This is a genomic window from Spongiibacter tropicus DSM 19543 (assembly GCF_000420325.1).
In the GTDB taxonomy this organism is placed as follows: Bacteria; Pseudomonadota; Gammaproteobacteria; order Pseudomonadales; family Spongiibacteraceae; genus Spongiibacter; species Spongiibacter tropicus.
In genome coordinates, this window is record NZ_ATUS01000001.1 from 414,172 (window position 1) to 433,388 (window position 19,217).

Genomic DNA, 19,217 nt, shown 5'->3' on the forward strand with positions numbered 1-19,217 from the left:
TGAGCCGGGATCATTGTCGTTATAAAGGCTGCGGGGTCAGGCGCCGTGTTCCGCCACGGCGACACCCATCGAGGCCAGGGGGTCGGTCATCGCCCCCAGAGATTTCGCGGCGGTGTTAGACGCGTTTCCGTCGAGAGCCCGTTTATAAACTCCCTGCAGAATCGCCGCCAGTCGGAAAAAGGAAAAGGCCAGATAAAACTCCCAGCCGGGAATCGCGTCGATACCCCGTCGCTCGCAGTAGCGGCGAACGTACTCCGCCTCACTGGGAATGCCCAATGCCTCACGATCGACATCGCCCAATCCGGGAATGGCGGCGCTGCTGGGCAATCGCCATTGCATACACTGGTAAGCCAGGTCGGCATAGGGATGCCCGAGTGTCGACAGCTCCCAGTCCAGCAGTGCAATAATCTCCTCACCGCCCTTGGCGAACATCATATTGTCCAACCGGAAGTCGCCGTGCACGAGGCAGCTTTGCCCATCGTCCTCAGGAAGCTTTTCTTCGAGATAGGCGATCAGCTTCTCCACCGATTCCAGGCGCGAGGTTTCGCTGGCGCGGTACTGCTGGGTCCAGCGGTTAAGCTGCCGGGCAAAGTAGTTACCGGGCTTACCATAATCACTCAGGCCAACCACCTCGACATCCACATTGTGCAGATCGGCCAGCAACTGGTTCATACGGTCGTACATCGCCGTCCGCTGCGCGGGCTGGTGATCGGGCAAGGCCGCATTCCAGTGAATGTCCCCATCGAGAAAATCCATCACGTAGAACATGGAACCGATCACACTGTCGTCTTCGCACAGCACGCGCATCGTCGGCACCGGCACAGCACTGTCTGCCAGCGCAGACATCACCTTGAACTCGCGATCAACCGCATGTGCCGACTTAAGCAGTTTGCCCGGTGGCTTGCGCCGCAGCACATAACGACCGCTGGCGGCATCGAGCCGGTACGTCGGATTGGACTGGCCGCCGGGAAATTTCTCAGCGCTGACCGGCCCCTGAAAACCCGGAACGTGATCTTGCAGATACGCACTCAGCGCATCGGTATCCAATTCAAATGCAGACATGCTCTCCCCCGTGTTACTCGCCGCTGTAGCGGTTGATGATTTGTTTGCCCAGTGCCATCTGGTGCACCTGGTCCGGACCGTCGGCCTGACGGCACCAACGCGCATAGTTGAACGCTTCGGCCATCATATAGTCTTCCGTGAAGCCCCCCGCCCCGTGCAACTGCATACAGCGATCAATAACGTTTTGTACCAGCAATGGGATGGTAGTTTTGGTCGCCGCAATCATATCGGTTGTCGCCAGCGGCCCCTGCTCATCAATTAATTTGCAGGTTTTCAGAACCAGCAGGCGCGCCATCTCGATTTCAGAGAAACTCCGGGAGATTTCCTCGCGCACTGACTGATGACGGCTGAGCGGCCGACCAAAGGTTGTGCGCGATACCGCGCGCTGGCAGGCCAGCTCCAGCGAACGCTGGGCGGCGCCGATCAGGCGCATGCAGTGATGCATGCGTCCCGGTGCGAGACGACCCTGCGCAATTTCAAAGCCCCGCCCTTCACCCAGCAGTACATTTTCCAAGGGCACCCGCACATTCTCAAAGACCATCTCAGCGTGTCCAATGGGCGCATCGTCGTAACCAAAGGTGGTCAGCGGCCGCAACAGTTTTACACCGGGCGTCCCCTTGGGAACCAGTACCTGCGTCTGCTGCAGATGGCGATTGGGGTTTTCGGGATCGCTTTTCCCCATCACAATAAAAATCTCGGTGCGGGCATTCATCGCGCCGGTAATAAACCACTTGCGCCCATTCAACACCCAGTCATTGCCGTCTTTTTCAATACGCAACTCGATATTCGTTGCATCACTGGAAGCGACCTGGGGCTCGGTCATTGCGTAAGAGGAGCGAATATCACCACTGAGAAGCGGCGTCAGCCACTGCTCCCGCTGTGCATCGGTCGCGTACTTCATCAGCACTTCCATGTTGCCGGTATCCGGAGCGTTACAATTAAACACCTCGGGCGACCATAATACGCGGCCCATCTCCTCGCATAGCGGCGCGTAATCCAGAAAGCTCAGGCCGCCCACATCGCTGTATTGACCATACTCCTCCGGCACAAACAAATTCCACAAACCCGCCGCTTTAGCTTTGGACTTGAGTTCGTCCATCAGTGGCATAACGGCAAAGCGGTCATCGGCAGCGGCTAATTGCTCAGCATAGGCATGCTCATTGGGATATATATGCTCGTTCATGAACTGCTGCAGTCGCAGCAGGAGTTCCTGCGCCTTGGCTGAAGGGCTTAAATCCATGATGTTCTCCTCGCAATAGACTGAGATCGCCACGCGACTCAGGTGTAGGTAATCAGATGACGATCCTGGGGTTGTTCAAGGTGGGGCACGGTATTGAAACTGTTCAGCAGGTAGGCACCGCGCTTGCAGTAATACTGGCTGACCCCGGTATTTCTGGCCTGAAGATTCAGGTCGATCATGGTGTCTACAGTCAGCCCAAGAATATTGCGCAGCATCGCGCTACTGGCGCCGCCGGAGGTAATCACCAGAACGGGCCCGTCGACCTCAGCGATGCGCTGCAAGGTGCCACCGACGCGGCGCTCAAAATCCTGCCAGGTTTCCTCGGCTCCCTGCAGGCCTCCTTCACTCCAGTCCTTGAGCGCCTCTCTGAGCAGGCGGTAAAACTGTTTGGCATCTTTCAGTTCTTCAGCGCGCTCCAGCGCCGGTGGATAGACTTTCAACATACTGTGAAAATCGTACTCATTCAGTCCCGGCAGTACCTCGGCATCGGGGGTGCCCGGCAGACTGTCGCGCAATCCCGCCAGCGTTTCGCGGTGGCGGCGCATATCGCCGGTAAACACTGAAGCAAAACGCATTTCACGTCCGCGAAAATACTCGCCCAACAGCCGGGATTGCTCCCAGCCTACGTCCGTCAGCCGATCGTAATCATCGGTGCCGAATGCCGCCTGACCGTGGCGCACAACATAGATTTCGCTCATGAGTCCTCCTGTTTGTGCAAGCAGTCTACGCAGGCGCTATTAATTACTTAAATTTATTTTTATTATTCATATAAATAAATATCAGTGATGACGATACCGTGAACCTTTCCCGCATAGACCTGAACCTCTTCGTTGTCTTTGACGCGATCTACAGCCACCAAAGCCTGACCCGGGCCGCAGGCGTCCTCCATGTCACCCAGCCCGCGGTCAGCAATGCGCTGGCCAGATTGCGCAATACCCTCGACGACCCGCTGTTTGTCCGCGGCCCGTCAGGGATGAGCCCGACGCCACTGGCACGCCAACTCATTACACCGGTTCGCGAAGCACTGCGCGAGCTGGATCAATGCGTGCGCACACGCATGGAATTTAACGCCGCCGAGGCCCGTCAGACCTTTCGCATTCATGCCACTGAGCACGCCGAGATATTTCTGCTGCCGTCGCTGTTGAAACATCTTCAGGACCACGCACCGGGCATTGATCTGGAGGTGGTGTTCATGCGCCGCAAGGAAATTCCCCTGGCGCTGGCCAGCGGTGAACTGCAACTGGCCATCGACGCACCACTGATAAACAGCAGTGAACTGCTGTATCGCTCGCTGCGCAGCGATCACTATGTTTGTGTTATGCGCAACGGGCACCCACTCACCGAAGGAGAGCTGACGCTGGAGCGCTTTCTCAGCGCACGACACATCCACATTTCCAGTCGCAGCCGAGGTTCGGGCCATGTTGATCTGGCGCTTCGCAGCATTGGACAACAGCGCCGCATCGCCCTGCGCCTGCAACATCATTCCGGTCTTCCCGGCCTGCTGCACAACAGCGACTATATTGCCGCCGTCCCTAAAACCCAGGCACTGCGCATGGGCTGGCAGCAACGCCCCCTGCCCTTCGACTGTCCACCGCTCGAATTAAATATCTACTGGCATAAAAATGCCGATCACGAACCCAGCATTCACTGGTTACGTGATCGGCTTGAGGCATGCGTAGACGCAGATAGTCAGTAAAGCCGGGGAGCCCCCGGCTCAACCGCTCAGGCGAACAGTTCGCCTTTCTCGGCTTTGTCCTTCAGCACCTGCGGTACGGCAAAACGCTCACCATAGCGGTCCTCAAGCTCAGCCAGACGCTGGGCGAAGGCCTTCACACCATATGTGTTTACGTACTGCAGCACACCGCCAGTGTGGGGCGGGAAGCCAATGCCCATAATGGAGCCGATATTTGCGTCAGCCACATTATTCAACACACCTTCTTCGTAACAGCGCAGCGACTCAACGACCTGACGGAACAACAGGCGGTCTTTTACATCCTCCACCGGCAGATTCACTTCCGGGTTATAGAACCAGTTGTAAATTTCCGGCCACAGCGCTTTTTCGCCGCCCGCAGGGTAATCGTAGTAACCACCGCCGTGGAAACGACCACCACGACCATGCTCGTCGATCAAGCGTTTGGACAAACGGTAGCTGGCGGTTTCCCGTGAGAAGTTATCCCCCAGACGCGCATCCAGCGCCATATTGGTTTCGGTGGCTTTTACGCCCAGTTGCTGACTGACCTCATCCTGCACGGCCAGCGGTCCAACCGGCATACCAATGGCTCGACCGAGGTTTTCAACCAGTACCGGATCGACGCCCTCTTCCAGCAGCAAGGCACCTTCATCCAGATAGGTGGCAAATACGCGAGAGGTAAAGAAACCGCGTGAGTCGTTAACCACGATCGGCGTTTTGCGGATTTGCTGGGAATAGTCAAACGCCTTGGCCAGTGTCTCATCGGATGTTTGCTCACCGACAATGATTTCCACCAGCGGCATCTTATCGACGGGTGAGAAGAAGTGGATACCAATGAAGTTCTCGGGCTTCTTAGACGGCTCAGCCAGCAGGGTGATCGGCAGGGTCGAGGTGTTTGAGCCCCATACGCCGTTCTCGGCCAGCTTGCCTTCCAGTTCTTGCGTAATCTGGTGTTTCAGGTCGACATTCTCAAACACGGCTTCGATAATCAGATCGCAGCCCTGCAGATCATCAGCATCGGCGGTAGCCTTGATAAGCCCCAGCACCTGCGCTTTTTTCTCTTCTGTCATACGGCCTTTGGCAACGCGTTTATCAAGCAGACCTTCGCTGTAGGCCTTGCCCTTGTCTGCCGCATCCTGGCTGATGTCTTTCAGGACGACTTCAATGCCAGCCATCGCCGAGACATAGGCGATGCCCTGGCCCATCATACCTGCGCCGAGTACGCCTACTTTTTTAGTTTGATACTTATCGAAGCCTTTCGGACGGCTGCCGCCACCGTTCACCTGATTCATCTGCAGGAAGAAGTTCATCAGATTTTTGGCAACAGGTGTTGTCACCAGGCTGACGAAGACACGCGCTTCAATTTCCAGAGCGGTGTCGAAATCCACCCGCAAGGTATCGGCGATGACATCCAGGATTTTCACCGGCGCGGGAACCAGACCACGTGTCTTCTTGTACAACATGGGGTTGCCGCCCTGGAGCATCTGGGCAATCTTGGGGTTTTTCGCATCGCCACCAGGGATTTTAAAGCCTTTCACATCCCAGGGGTTTTGGGCTTCAGGATTTGCTTTCACCCAGGCTTTGGCTTTGGCAATCATGTCTTCCGGACTGTCGGCCAGCTCTTCAACCAGACCGGCGGCATGGGCCTTGTCGGCAGAGAAGCGCGTGCCTTCCAGCAGTGGCATGATCGCGCGCTCGGCGCCAAATTTATTCACCATGCGAACAATACCGCCACCGCCAGGCAGCAGGCCGAGGCTCACTTCAGGGAGACCAATTTGTACCGCTTTGCTGTTCAGGGCCACACGGTGGTGACAGCACAAACAGATTTCGTAGCCACCGCCCAGCGCGGCACCATTAATGGCCGCAACAACCGGCTTGCCCAGCTTTTCCAGGCGGCGCAACACAGACTTGATTTCCATGTTCATTTTGAACATTTCGGCTTCGCCTTTACCGGGCTCGAGCGTCAACATGCTCTTGATATCGCCGCCGGCAAAGAAGGTCTTCTTGGCTGAGGTCAGAACCACGCCCGCAATACTGTCGCGCTCGGCCTCAAGGCGCTCTACAGTGGAGCCCATCAGCGCCATGTACTCATCGTTCATCGCATTTACCGGGCCACTCATATCCATAGTGACGGTTACGATATTGTCGCTGTCTTTTTCGTAGTTAAATGTTCCAGTCATTGGACTTACCTATATTCTGTTATGTCGTTGTGGACATCGCGTGTTGCGACGGCTTACAGGCGTTCGATAATCGTGGCGATACCCATGCCACCGCCCACACAGAGCGTGATCAGGCCAAAGCGCTGGTCGCGACGCTCAAGCTCGTCAAGAATGGTGCCGACGAGCATGCCACCGGTTGCGCCGAGAGGGTGCCCCATCGCAATGGCGCCGCCATTGACGTTAATTTTTTCCCAGGGTGCCTGGGTATCTTTCTGGAAGCGCATCGCCACCGACGCAAAAGCTTCGTTAATCTCAAACAGGTCAATGTCTTCGATTTTCATGCCGGCCTTTTCGAGGACTTTCCAGGTCGCCGGTGCCGGCCCTGTCAGCATGATGGTGGGCTCGGTACCCGTCACCGCGGTCGCGACTACACGGCCACGTGCTTTCAGGCCGATTTTCTCGCCAGCAGCCTTGCTGCCAATCAATACGGCAGATGCGCCATCGACAATACCCGATGAGTTACCGGCGTGATGGACGTGATTGATCTTGGCAACCTGGGGGTATTTGCTCAGAGCGATATCATCGAAACCGAGCCCGCCCAGCATTTCAAAAGACGGACGCAGCTTGCTCAGGCTTTCTACCGTTGTACCCGGCTTGATGAAGTCATCCTTCTCAAGGATGGTCATGCCGTTGACGTCTTTCACCGGCAATACAGAGCGGTCGAAGTATCCCGCTTCTCTGGCGCGAGCCGCATATTCCTGCGAGCGCGCAGCGAAGCCGTCGAGATCTGCCCGTGAGAAACCTTCCATCGTGGCAATCAGGTCAGCACCGATACCCTGAGGAACAAAAGCGGTGTCGAAGGCCGTTTGCGGATCTTCGCCCCAGGCGCCACCATTCGAGCCCATGGGGACACGAGACATGCTTTCTACACCGCCCGCAACCACCAGCTCTTCCCAGCCGGAGGCGATCTTCATCGCGGCCAGGTTGACGGCCTCAAGGCCCGAGGCACAGAAGCGATCCAACTGAACGCCAGCTACTGACTCATCCCAGCCTGCCTTCATGGCCGCCGTTTTCGCGACGCACGCGCCTTGCTCTCCGACCGGCATGACGCAGCCCATGACGACGTCGTCGACCAGTGCGGTATCCAGATTGTGACGGTCGCGCAGACCATTCAGCAGACCGGCCAGCAGGTCCACCGGCTTCACCTGGCTCAGTGGCGAGCCCATTTTGCCCTTGGCCCGGGGGGTCCGGACGGCATCATAGATAAAAGCGCTGTTGCTCATGGTTTGTTTCACCCTTGCTTGGATTTTATGTGCAGCAAAGAGTGGCGCTCAGCGAAAGCACAGACAATGATCGACCGTGACATACAATAGACATTTTCTTACAGCCCGGCGTAGACTGCTGAGCTTCTCACCCTCTCAGCGAAGGATCGGCAAGCCGTGAGCAGCAGCCACAACCGCACCATTTCATCATCGTTTGTGCAGGCCGTTGTCGCAAAACTGGCGCTGCCGCATCGGCAATTGAGCGACTTGCTGCAGCACTGCGATATCAGCGAATCGGTACTCAACAGCAATCGTGCCAGGGTGCGCCCCGCGCAATTTGCCCGCCTGCTGGACGCCGCCACCCAACTGTCGAATGATGAATCGCTCGGTTACAACAAAACACCGCAGCGCATTGGCACCATGGCTGCGCTGGTTCGCTACTGTCACCACAGTGACGATCTGGGGCAGGCACTGAGTCGGCATAGGGAGCTATTCAATCTGTTTGACAGCGGCTATCGCGTCAGCCTCATTGAACGCGATGCCTATGCTTTTTTTCGCCTCGAGGCCGACCCTGAATATGAACTGACGCCCTGGGTGTGTGAGCAGCATATGATGATGTTTCACCGCCTGTTCTGCTGGCTGTGCGGGACACCATTACCGCTGCTGCGGGTGAATCTTCACTACCCCGTTCCGGCGCATCGCGACGAATACCACTACCTCTTTCACAGCGAAACCCGCTTCAAGCAGCCCCATACCGAGTTTGTGATCGAGCGCCGCCTGCTGTCACTGCCCATCGTCCGCAGCGAGGCTGAACTCGATGATTACCTACAGCGTGTCCCTTTTGAGTTTCTCCATGTGCCAGGCCAGGACGGCACCTACACAGAACAGATTCGTCGTTACCTGAAAAAATCTCTCCCCAAATTGCCGAACTACGAGCACATTGCCGACGCGCTGGGCCTTGGCACGCAAACACTGCGGCGCCGACTGGCGCAAGAGGGATGTGATTACCGCCAGATCAAACACGAACTGCTGCGAGACCTGGCCATTGAATTACTGGCCGAGCCGGAGCTGGATATCAAGCAGATTGCCTATCAGCTGGGCTTTTCTGAACCCAGCGCCTTCATCCGCTCATTCAAGAAATGGACAGGCAGCAGCCCCGGCGAATACCGTCGGCACAATACCGTGAACACCGACACAGCCCGACGCACCTGACGACAGCAACTGGCACCTGCCGACTTGGCAAGCAGGCATAGCTCGTTCTAAAGTGAAACCGGCCGCATTCAATAATACCCATAATATGCCAAGGAGCCGTGATGAAAATTCATCAGTTCGTCGACTACCATGCTCGGATAACCCCAGAGAATGCCTGCCTGATCTTCGCTGATCAGCCCATAAGCTATGCGGAAATCCAGCGCCAATCCGAGTCGATTGCCGCTGGTCTGCTGGAACGGGGGATAGAGGCCGGCGATCGCATCGCCTGCCTGTGTCAGAACTGCCCGGAATTTCTTACGCTCCTGGTCGCCTGCAGTCGCGTCGAAGCCGTGCTCTGCGCCGTGAACTACCGACTCGCACCGGAAGAAGTGCAATATGTACTGGACGACAGTAATGCGCGGATGCTGGCGGCCCCCGATACCGATATGGCGCCCCTCATTGCCGCACTGAAGACGAGCGTACCCATCCTCTCCTCCCACGATGGCAGCTGGGAAGCCTGGTGTCGCAGCTTACCCGACGCAGCCGGTATCGACCGCAGCCGCGGCAGCGATGCCGCAATCATGCAGTTGTACACCAGCGGCACTACGGGCCGCCCCAAAGGGGTCGTACTCAGCCAGCGAAACATATTTTCTCTCTATGCCTCGGCAGCCGCGTCATGGTCTGTAAAAGCCTGTCCGGGCAGCCGTGATCTCGTCAGCGCACCTAACTTCCATATCGGCGGCGCTGGCACGCTGATTCTCCCGATTCTGTCTGGGGGGACGGTTGTACTTCACAAGACTTTCGACCCCTTCAAGGTGGCCGAAGATCTGGAGCGCTACCAAATAGAAAACACCTTTGTCGTTCCCGCGATGATTATGGCAATGATCCACATGGTGCCTGATCTTGGCGAGCGGAATTTCAGCCATCTCAGACAGATCGTCTACGGCGCCTCGCCAATCAACAGTGCCCTGCTGCAAAGTGCGCTGAAAGTATTCGACTGCGATTTCTATCAGGTCTACGGCATGACAGAAACCTGCGGCGCAGTGGTCTCACTGTCTGCAGAAGATCATCGCCGGGCGGGTCAAGATCGTCCGGAACTGCTCGCCTCCTGCGGCCGCCCTCAGGCCGGTATCGATGTAAAAGTCGTTAACGACCAGGGAGAGCAACTCGGCGTCGGAGAAACCGGCGAGCTACTGGTTCGCTGTGACGCCAACATGATGGGCTACTATCGACGCACAGAGGCAACCGAGGAAACCCTGCGCGACGGCTGGATACACACAGGCGATTCTGCGTTTATTGACGACGAGGGCTATATTTTCCTTCGTGATCGTATCAAAGACATGATTATCAGCGGCGGCGAGAATATTTATCCCATAGAAATCGAAAACGCCTTGAGCCAACACCCGGCCGTTGCGGATGTGGCCGTTGTCGGAATTCCCTGCGAGAACTATGGCGAAGCCCCGCTCGCCTGTGTGGTTTTAAAAGAAGGCCAATCGCTGGATGCGGATGAAATGGTCGCATTTTTGCGAGACAGCCTCGCGGGCTACAAAATTCCAAGACAGATTGCCCACCATGCCGAGCTGCCGCGCAACCCCTCCGGAAAAATTCTCAAAAAGCACCTTCGCGAGCCCTATTGGCAAGGCCATGAGCGAGCGATCGGTTAAGATACGGAAAGGCGTTGCGCTGGCAGCATCAGCGCAACGCTTGGATATACACCGAAACGCGACGTCCCCAGGTCAGTTTGAGTCAGCGAAGCCCTGACATACCCCCTTTCAAGCACCAACCGGACGACCATTACGCGATACCAGCGCGAGCCTAACTAGGCACGATAGTCTCTGTCACGATCTCGTCGCGGGGTAATGTGAATGCTCTCGGGTGCACCACAATGTGGGCACTCCCAGTGGGTATGGCCCTCTCGATTGAGCTTTGGCTGGGGATATTCCTTTCCGCAACGCCGACAACGGTAGTCACTGATTTCCATCGACATTTTGATCACTCCCTCTGCTTACGCGTTTAAAATGGGGCTTCGTCATTGCTGAGCCCCGAATTTACGGATACTCCGGCGTATGCGCCATCACGAGCATTCCGGAAAACGGCACTTCATGTTCACGCTTTTATTCACAGCTGTGCACCAGGCATCATATTCAGGAATTTGCCCGGTGCGAATCCAAATCCGGCTTTCTCCCGTACAACTCCTTTGCTATACCCATTATGGGTGCTCCCTTACGCTGATGAACGATTGCTCAACGACTTGGCCACCGCGCATCTCTTTGCAAACAAGCCCCCCGTAAACGAGATTCAAGAACAAGTGATCCAGACATGAATTTTTGGCGATTTGATGCTGATTCAGCGGTATTGGGACATCCGCTGATGGGAAGCTACGATCCACTGCTGGTAGGCCTCTCTGTTGTCATCTCCTGCTTTGCAGGCATTACCGCGCTGGCGCTGGCAGACAGGATGACGGCAAGCCCCTCCAGGTCAGCCAAGGCCTGGTGGCAGCTTGGCGGTGCTGCCGCGCTGGGCTTTGGCATCTGGTCTATGCATTTCACCGGCATGCTTGCCTTCAAGCTGCCTGAGCATGCTGACATGCAGTATGACGCAGGTTTGACCCTGATTTCCCTGCTACCTGCAATGGCTGGTAGTGTTGCCGCGCTCTACTTCATATCCCAAGCTAATTTCAGCGGTCTGCATCTGCAGCTATGTTCTATCGCGCTGGCCGGTGGCATTGGCGTGATGCACTACACCGGCATGGAGGCCATGCAAATGCCGGGGCTGCGGTATGACCTGCCCCTGTTTATTGCCTCATTCGGTATCGCCTATCTGCTGGCGCTGACCGCCCTCAGCATCAGGCGCTATCTTCGCGCCCAGAAACAACTGCCGGAAAATGCGGTGAGTTACATCTCGGGCACGATTATCGGGATTTCCGTATCCGGCATGCATTACACCGCCATGGAAGCATCGCGTTTCTATGCCATTGGCGAGGGACATGCCATTCAATCTGTTGTCTCCAGCGCGAATCTGGCCTCTGGAATTGGTCTGTTTGCCGCACTGATCCTGGGGTTGAGTATTGTTGCCGCCTGGATTGACCGTCAGGTGGGCTTCCAACGCCTGCTCAACCTGGAAAAAATGGCACACACCGATGCACTGACCGGGCTTCCCAACCGGGTGCTCTACGAAAGCCAATTGGAAGACGCCTTGGAAAAGAACCAGCGCCAGGGAGACAATCTGGCACTGATGTATTTTGACCTCAATAAATTCAAGCCGATCAATGACACCTATGGCCACGCGGCGGGAGACCTGCTGCTTCGGGAATTTGCTTCGCGCTTAAAACACAGTCTGCGCGAGCACGACCTCGCCGCGAGGCTCGGGGGTGACGAGTTTGCCGCCCTGCTGCGGGGGTTTTCAAAAGTGGAAGACGTGGCAATGATTGCCGAGCGGATTCTCGACTCACTTGCCACGCCCGTGCGCCTGGACCGTCTGGAGTTGTACCTGAGCACCAGTATCGGCATCAGCATTTGCCCCGACGATGCACAAAGCAAAGATGAGCTGATACAGCTTGCTGACGAGGCAATGTATCGCGCCAAAGCGGGAAAACTGGGTTACTGCTTTGCCGGATACCAGCTCGGCAGACTATCCGAGGAGTATCAACTGGCTACCGATGCCATCACCCGGGCGCTTGATCGCTCTGAAATCAGCCTTCTGTACCAACCAATTATTGATCTGCAGACCCGCCAGATTATCGCCGTAGAAGCCTTCGCCCGCTTTCCGAATCAAAACTCGCAATCACCACTGGAGTTTTATGAGCTGGCAGAACGGCGCGGCAAAACCCGAGAGCTGAGCGATTTGGTCCTGCGGGCGGTCTGTCGTCAAGCCAGTCAGTGGCTGAAAGACGGTATTGAATTTGGCCGAATCGCTGTGAATATCAGCGACATGCAAACCCGGCATCCGGACTTCTCCAAATGCCTGCTGGGGATTATGCAGCAGTTCTCAGTTCCCGGTGAGCGCTTGGAGTTGGAGCTGAGTGCCTCCTGCTTTAAATCTCCCAACGACGGAATCAAGTCACAAATCATCTCCGCGAAAGCCCGAGGCGTTACCATCACCCTCGACGACGCCGATGCTAACGCCTTACAGGCGATTAGCGAATGCCCGGTTCAGAAGGTAAAAATCTCCCGTAACCTGGTCGCCGACAGCGTTCACTCCACGAAAGCCCGAGCGCTGATCAAAACCATTGCCACGCTCAGTCTCGAACTGGGTTACGAATTGAGCTGCGGGGGAATAGAAACTGAAGAACAACTGAAGCGCGTCACCGATGCCGGCTGCCGCAGTGGTCAGGGCTACCTCTTCTACCACCCGATGACCGCGGATCTCTTCGCCTCAAAAATCGCCTCACTGACCGGCGCTCAATAAACTCCGTCCGTAAAAAAGGCCTTCTACTGAAGGCCTTTTTCGATTTACAAACTACTGCGGCAGCACCCTACGTCAGTTGCGACATCACAGAGTCATAATCCCAATACGCCTTGAGCGACGTCAGTTTACCGTCGGCGTTCGCGGCGTACACTACAACCATATCGACGACAATTTTCATGTCGCCCGGCATTGCATTAACCATGTGAACCACATTGGCACATTCGTCACCCGCCGGATGCGAACTGACAATGGTGAAATCGATACTGCCCGGCGCAATGACCATATCCCAAAAGGCGGCAATGGCCTCTTTACCTTTGTGCCCCTCTCCCGTGGGGTCAAGCGGTGACACCCCAACCGGATCTTGCACCACCGCTTCGTCGGCAAACAGCGATAACCACGCCTCGCGATTTCCGGCACTGACATATTGCCCCGAGCGCTCGCTGGCCTGCTGCGCTAACTTTCCGTAAGCCATAGTACTCTCCTGAGTTAAGCCGCCCTTACGGGCGGCTTAGTGACGGGGATCAAAAGCTGAGTTTTACGTCGAAACCAAAGCTCTTGGGCTCACCGAATACCGCTGCGTGATAAACTCCCAAGCTGATTGAATGCACCTTGTAGTCCTCATCGTTCAAGTTTCGGCCCCAGAAGGCAACCTCAAGCTCACCGTCGCCCACACTCATTTCCGACAATGCGAGCCGGGCATTAACAATGCCGTAGTCATCGAGGAAAAAACCCTCGATATCGTCATTCACGGCAGTGCCATAACGCTCGTCGGTCCAGCTGTAGTCCAACGATGCTGTTAACAGGGCTGTGTTTGCGCCGCTGCCAATTCCTCGCTGATAGTCAAGTCCTACCGAGTAGTTATTCTCAGGGGCATAAGGCATTTTTGCGCCCGCGGAAATATCCTGACCAAAGGTCGGGCTACCGCCTCGCTGATCGATATACTCCACGAAATCAGCGTCGGTATAGCCGTAGGAAAGCTGCAAGGTAAGGCCGCGCAGCAGCACCGCCATCATATCGATTTCGAAACCATCAATCTGCGCCTCGCCCACGTTGTAAACGTCAGTCAGGAAGATGGTGCTGTTATCGGTGATCTGCTGCGTTTGCATATCGGTGTAATCCGCACGGAACACCGCCGCGTTAACGCTCACACGATTGTTCAACCAGCTAGACTTGAGCCCCACCTCATACGAAGTCATCTCTTCTTCATCGAAAGGAGGCTGGAACCCGGCTTCGGTACTACGCGTGTTAAAACCACCGGCTTTGTAGGCGGTTACGACTTTGGCATAGGTGCTCAGCTCATCAGTCCAGTTGTAGTCCACGGTGATACTGGGGTTGAAATTGCTCCACTCATCGCTGCCGGATTGCTCGCCACCTACGAAATAGATGCTGTTCTTGCGTGCAGAGCGCTTATCGACGGTATAGCGGGCGCCCAAGGTTACGTCCAATTTGCTTTCCAGTGCTTCCGGCGTCCAGGTAGCTTGACCGTAAACCGCGTACGCTTTGGCATCAGAGTCGATCTGACGGCCTTCGCTTTGCGGATACGTTGGGGGAAATACAGTGGGATTCAGACTGAAGTCTACTTCACTCTCGTACGACTCTTCTTCAAAGTAATACAGGCCTGCCACATAGCGGACGCTGGTGCCGATATCCCCAACCAGCTGGAACTCCTGCGAGAACTGGTCCTGTTCAACTTCAACATTCGCCTCAAAAAATTGGTCACCACCACCGTAATCTTGGTGGGTAGTCTCTTCCAACTCGCGATAACCCGTGATCGACTTAAACTCACCCAATGGTGAATCCCAAGTCACAATCAAGGTGTGTCCGCTGATTTCTGTGCTGCTTGGCTCAACAGGCTTCCACCAGGTGCCACTTTCCTGACGTTCCTCAGAGGCAGGAACCGTCAAGCTGGGAAGAGGAATCAAAGTGCGGGTTTTCTGATAGAAATGCTGCGGACCGTCAATCTCAGAAAAATCGTAAGCATAGTCAACGGTGACGCTGTCACTGGCATCCCAGCGCAGGGCTACCCGGCCGGCCTTTTTCTTCTCTTCACCGAAATTATCGCCAGCACCGGTATTTTTTACCCAGCCTTCGTGACTGGATTCCATGTACGTCACTTTTGCGGCGACACCCTGATGTTTTCCGGTTTCAAGCTTGGTCAGCGACTGCCAGAAATCCCGGTTGCCGAAGCTGAGTTTCTGACTGACGCCGAATTCATCACTGGGTTTTGCGGTAATCATGTTGATCGCACCACCGGTGGTGTTGCGGCCATAGAGCGTGCCCTGGGGACCACGCAAAATTTCAATACGCTCCAGGTCGGCAACATCACCTGTCAAACCGACTGAACGCGCAATGTAAACGCCATCGACATAGACGCCGATCGCCGGGTCCTGGGTCGTCTGGCTGTCGTTATTTCCCACACCGCGCATAAACACGACCATTGAACTGCGGCTGTTTGGGAACGGCGACATGGTCACGTTGGGCGCCAGGCCCGCCAGATCGCCGAGATCACCAATACCGAAGCGTTCGAGCCGCTCACTCGAGAACGCCAACAGCGAGATAGGGGTTTCCTGAAGTGAACTCTCGCGCTTTTCCGCAGTCACGAGTACTTCTTCGAGCGCCAGCCCATCATCAGCGTGAACCAGTGCCGGTGCCGACAACGCGCCACAAATCGCCGCCGCGATAAGCGACCGACGAGCGGGAATATTCGTCATGGAGATCTCCTGTGTATACTGCTTTATTGTTGGTTTGCGCAGAGCGCTCGCTTGCTCTCTTTTATTATTCAGGCAAGTTAGCCAGAGATAGTCTCAACGGCGAGCGTTTACGAGTATAGTCCATTCGGCTTAGCAGAGATCAGACGACGAGAACATGTCCAACACAAGCGACTTCTTCCCCCCAGGCCCCTTACAGAACCCCCATGTGCAGTCGATACTGGCCTCTGCGGGTCCGCGCAAACTGAAGCTGATGGCACGCAGTCGGGAGCTGTCACGAGTCAGTAAATCCGTCATTCTTGATTGCGGCCACGGCACCCAATTGCTCGGCGAATATTGCCGTCAGGAAAACCAGCGCAGCCGGGGGCTGGTTACCCTGATCCACGGCTGGGAAGGCAGCTCCCGTTCAACGTACTTGCTCTCAGCCGCCTCCGCGTTTTACCGGGCGGGCTACGATGTATTCCGCCTGAACCTGCGAGATCATGGCCCCAGTCACCACCTCAACCGCGGCCTGTTCAATTCGACGCTGCTGGACGAAGTGCTGGGCGCCCTGCGCAGTATTCAAAGCAACTATCCTCACGACTGGCAGTTTCTGGCCGGGTTTTCTCTCGGAGGCAATTTCTCGCTGCGCATCGCGGCCAGAGCCAAAGAAGCCGGCATCCGCTTGAACCAGACCATTGCGGTCTGCCCGGTCGTCAATCCGATAAACACCATGGAAGCGCTGGAACAGGGCTGGTGGGTATACGAGCAGTACTTTGTAAGAAAGTGGAAGCGCTCTCTGCGACGCAAGCTGGAGCTTTACCCCGAGCTGGATTTTGGCGAGCGACTGGCTGGCATGCGCAAACTGCGCGACTTCAACAACTACTTTGTGCCAAACCACACCCCCTTCGACGAGCCCGAGGACTATTTCCGGGCCTATGCGCTCAGCCGGGACGTTCTCAGCACGCTGAGCAGCCCGGCCCATATCGTCGCCGCACAAGACGATCCAATGATCCTAGCCGAAGACTTTGAAACCCTGCGCGGCATCGACCAGCTAAGTATGGAAACGCCCCGCTACGGCGGCCATTGTGGCTTCGTCAAAAACTACCAACTGGACAGCTGGATCGACGAACGCCTGCTCGAGCTGGTTGAATTAAGCCGCCGTCAAGCCACTGCGCCCGCAACCAGTGCAGCGCGATTCGCCGATAAGGACTGATCAGCGATCGCTCAGGGCCTCGGCTATCGCCAGCACGCGCAAGGCATCTTCAACATGCAGCGCCTCAACCAGGCGCCCGTCTACCAGCACCACACCTTTACCGTCGGCCTCGGCCTGTTGCCAGGCATCGCGCACTTTTTCTGCCCGGGCAATTTGTTCAGCACTGGGCGAGAACGCCTGATTGGCGGCGGCCAACTGCTTGGGATGGATCAGGGTTTTACCGTCGAATCCCAGCTCAACGCCTTGCGCGCAGGCCAACTCCAGTCCTTCGGCATCGTCCAGGTCGAGATGAACACCATCCAGTACATCCAGGCCATGCGCTCTGGCGGCCAGCACACAAAGCCCCAAGGACGTGATCATACCCAATCGTGACGGGGTATGAGGAACACGCAAGTCTTTCGCCAGATCAGACGTTCCCAGTACAATCGCCGCCATGCGTGGATCGGCACCCGCCACCTCGTCAATCGACAAAATGCCTCGCGGCGTTTCCGCCATCGTCCACAATTTGAGTGCGGCGGGTGCCTCGTGCTGCTTGAGCAACTGCGCCACCGCACGCACCTCAGCGGCGGATTCTACTTTCGGCAAACACAGCGCCGCGATAGGCGCCTGAGCAAAAGCCGCAATGTCGTCACGCCCCCAAGGGGTATCAAAGCCGTTCACGCGAACTACCAGCTCGCGATAGCCGTAGCCGCCCTCGTTCACCGCCGCCAGCACCTGCTCACGCGCCACCGCTTTCTGCGACGGGGCCACGGCATCTTCCAAGTCGAGAATCAGTACATCCGCATCCAGTCCACGCGCTTTTTCCAAGGCGCGGGTATTGGCACCGGGCATGTACAACACTGAACGTCGAGGAGTAAAAGCCATGTCTGTGCTCCGCAGGAAAAAGGTAGCAGTCTAGCACAACACTGCCGCCCCGATTTGGCAGGGCGCGTCGACGCAGGCCGATGCCTGACCGCAATTTGAATGACGGAATCGCGGCCGCACAATTGCGAATCATTTTCAATTAGAGATAGAATGGCGACCCTTGTTGACCGTCTACAGGCCTTGTTGAGGAGCCGTCATGATCAAACGCTTGCTGAGCGCACTGCTGTCCTGCTCTCTGTTGCTGCCCACCGTTACCCTCGCAGCGCCCAACGCCCCCGACAAGAAAGCCATTGTGGCGCACTACAGTGACATGGCCTACGCGATATACAGCGATGCAGCCACCGCTGCCGAGACGCTGAAACAACGTGTCGACGCCCTGCTCTCCGCCCCGTCTGCGACCACTCTGAAGGCCGCTCGCGATGCCTGGCTGGCCGCTCGAGTGCCGTATCAACAGAGCGAAGTGTTCCGATTCGGCAATGCCATTGTCGATGACTGGGAAGGCAAGGTGAACAACTGGCCCCTGGACGAAGGACTGATCGACTATGTGGCTGACGACTACGTATACGCGCTGGGCAATATCGCCGCCGAACTGAATATCATTGCCAACCCGAGCATTGATCTCGGTGGCGCACACATTGACGCGACCCGCATCACCCCCGAACTGCTGGAAGAACTGAACGAGCTCGGTGGCAACGCTGCGAATGTCACCAGCGGCTATCACGCTGTGGAGTTTCTGCTGTGGGGCCAGGACCTGAACGGCCATAAACCCGGCGCAGGCCAGCGTCCCTACACGGACTATGTCAGCGGCGAGGGCTGCACTCACGGCCACTGCGATCGCCGCGCTGATTTCCTGCGAGCCGCCACACAATTGCTCGCCAGCGACCTGCATGACATGGCCGCGCAGTGGGCGCCCGGTAAGGACAACTACCGCAAAGAACTGCTGGCTCTGCCCGCCGAACGCGGCATAGCCCGGATTTTCTACGGTATGGGCTCACTGAGTCTCGGCGAACTGGGCGGCGAGCGCATCAAGGTCGCACTGGAGGCAAACTCCACGGAAGACGAGCACGACTGCTTCAGTGACAACACACACAACTCCCACTATTACGACGGACTGGGTATTCGCAATGTCTATCTGGGCGAATACCAGCGACTGGACGGCAGCAAACTGACGGGGCCTTCACTGCACGATGCCGTGGCGGCTGCCAATGCCGATGCAGACACCAAGATGCGCGGCGCACTGGACCACACCATGGCGGAGCTGAGTAAACTGAAAGCCCTCGCCGAAGGCGCTCAACAGCAGCCCTTCGACGTATTGATTGCCCCCGGCAACGAACAGGGACGCAAACTGCTGGTCAGCATTCTTGAGGCGCTCAGTCAGCAGACTCGACTCCTGGAAGATGCCGCCGCCAGCCTCGACATCAATCCCAACGCGATCTAAT

At 56.6% G+C, this 19,217-nt stretch carries 14 protein-coding genes; 6 read left to right on the forward strand and 8 right to left on the reverse strand.

What is annotated here, in order from left to right; translation table 11 throughout:
- Positions 1 to 36: 36 nt before the first annotated feature.
- The 3 genes from G411_RS0102065 to G411_RS0102075 are packed head-to-tail and all read right to left on the reverse strand — an operon-like array spanning position 37 to position 3,000.
- On the reverse strand, positions 37 to 1,062 hold the full coding sequence (locus tag G411_RS0102065; RefSeq protein WP_022957508.1) for a phosphotransferase family protein: 1,026 nt from the start codon (positions 1,060 to 1,062) through the stop codon (positions 37 to 39).
- A 13-nt stretch (positions 1,063 to 1,075) separates the two neighbouring features.
- Positions 1,076 to 2,302: an acyl-CoA dehydrogenase family protein gene (locus G411_RS0102070; RefSeq protein ID WP_022957509.1), complete on the reverse strand. Its 1,227-nt coding sequence runs from the start codon at positions 2,300 to 2,302 to the stop codon at positions 1,076 to 1,078.
- Between the two features lie 38 nt (positions 2,303 to 2,340).
- Positions 2,341 to 3,000, reverse strand: coding sequence for a histidine phosphatase family protein (locus tag G411_RS0102075; protein ID WP_022957510.1), 660 nt, complete (start codon positions 2,998 to 3,000; stop codon positions 2,341 to 2,343).
- A 98-nt stretch (positions 3,001 to 3,098) separates the two neighbouring features.
- On the opposite strand from G411_RS0102075, the gene G411_RS0102080 reads away from it, so the two are divergent.
- Complete coding sequence (locus tag G411_RS0102080) at positions 3,099 to 3,998, forward strand: LysR family transcriptional regulator (protein WP_022957511.1); 900 nt, start codon at positions 3,099 to 3,101, stop codon at positions 3,996 to 3,998.
- A gap of 26 nt (positions 3,999 to 4,024) precedes the next feature.
- Here G411_RS0102080 and G411_RS0102085 read toward each other — a convergent pair whose 3' ends face one another.
- Positions 4,025 to 6,172, reverse strand: coding sequence for a 3-hydroxyacyl-CoA dehydrogenase NAD-binding domain-containing protein (locus G411_RS0102085; protein ID WP_022957512.1), 2,148 nt, complete (start codon positions 6,170 to 6,172; stop codon positions 4,025 to 4,027).
- A gap of 53 nt (positions 6,173 to 6,225) precedes the next feature.
- Complete coding sequence (locus tag G411_RS0102090; protein WP_022957513.1) at positions 6,226 to 7,434, reverse strand: acetyl-CoA C-acetyltransferase; 1,209 nt, start codon at positions 7,432 to 7,434, stop codon at positions 6,226 to 6,228.
- A 156-nt stretch (positions 7,435 to 7,590) separates the two neighbouring features.
- On the opposite strand from G411_RS0102090, the gene G411_RS18985 reads away from it, so the two are divergent.
- The 3 genes from G411_RS18985 (at position 7,591) to G411_RS0102105 (ending at position 13,011) form a co-directional block, all read left to right on the forward strand.
- Complete coding sequence (locus G411_RS18985) at positions 7,591 to 8,625, forward strand: AraC family transcriptional regulator (RefSeq protein ID WP_022957514.1); 1,035 nt, start codon at positions 7,591 to 7,593, stop codon at positions 8,623 to 8,625.
- A 101-nt stretch (positions 8,626 to 8,726) separates the two neighbouring features.
- Positions 8,727 to 10,268, forward strand: a complete 1,542-nt coding sequence (locus G411_RS0102100) for a long-chain-fatty-acid--CoA ligase (protein ID WP_022957515.1) — start codon at positions 8,727 to 8,729, stop codon at positions 10,266 to 10,268.
- 655 nt (positions 10,269 to 10,923) lie between these two features.
- The gene (locus tag G411_RS0102105) at positions 10,924 to 13,011 is read left to right on the forward strand and encodes a putative bifunctional diguanylate cyclase/phosphodiesterase (RefSeq protein WP_022957516.1); all 2,088 of its coding nucleotides are present in this window, start codon (positions 10,924 to 10,926) and stop codon (positions 13,009 to 13,011) included.
- Between the two features lie 67 nt (positions 13,012 to 13,078).
- Here the strand turns inward: G411_RS0102105 and G411_RS0102110 are convergent, their stop codons facing one another.
- Positions 13,079 to 13,483, reverse strand: coding sequence for a nuclear transport factor 2 family protein (locus G411_RS0102110; protein WP_022957517.1), 405 nt, complete (start codon positions 13,481 to 13,483; stop codon positions 13,079 to 13,081).
- Positions 13,484 to 13,532: 49 nt separating this feature from the next.
- Positions 13,533 to 15,722: a TonB-dependent receptor gene (locus tag G411_RS0102115; protein ID WP_022957518.1), complete on the reverse strand. Its 2,190-nt coding sequence runs from the start codon at positions 15,720 to 15,722 to the stop codon at positions 13,533 to 13,535.
- Between the two features lie 154 nt (positions 15,723 to 15,876).
- Here G411_RS0102115 and G411_RS18990 point away from each other — a divergent pair, with 154 nt between their 5' ends.
- Positions 15,877 to 16,914: a YheT family hydrolase gene (locus G411_RS18990; protein ID WP_022957519.1), complete on the forward strand. Its 1,038-nt coding sequence runs from the start codon at positions 15,877 to 15,879 to the stop codon at positions 16,912 to 16,914.
- Here G411_RS18990 and G411_RS0102125 read toward each other — a convergent pair whose 3' ends face one another.
- Positions 16,915 to 17,778: an HpcH/HpaI aldolase/citrate lyase family protein gene (locus G411_RS0102125; protein ID WP_022957520.1), complete on the reverse strand. Its 864-nt coding sequence runs from the start codon at positions 17,776 to 17,778 to the stop codon at positions 16,915 to 16,917.
- A 196-nt stretch (positions 17,779 to 17,974) separates the two neighbouring features.
- Between G411_RS0102125 and G411_RS0102130 the strand changes: the two genes are divergently transcribed.
- The gene (locus G411_RS0102130) at positions 17,975 to 19,216 is read left to right on the forward strand and encodes an imelysin family protein (protein ID WP_022957521.1); all 1,242 of its coding nucleotides are present in this window, start codon (positions 17,975 to 17,977) and stop codon (positions 19,214 to 19,216) included.
- The last annotated feature ends 1 nt before the right edge of the window (position 19,217 follow it).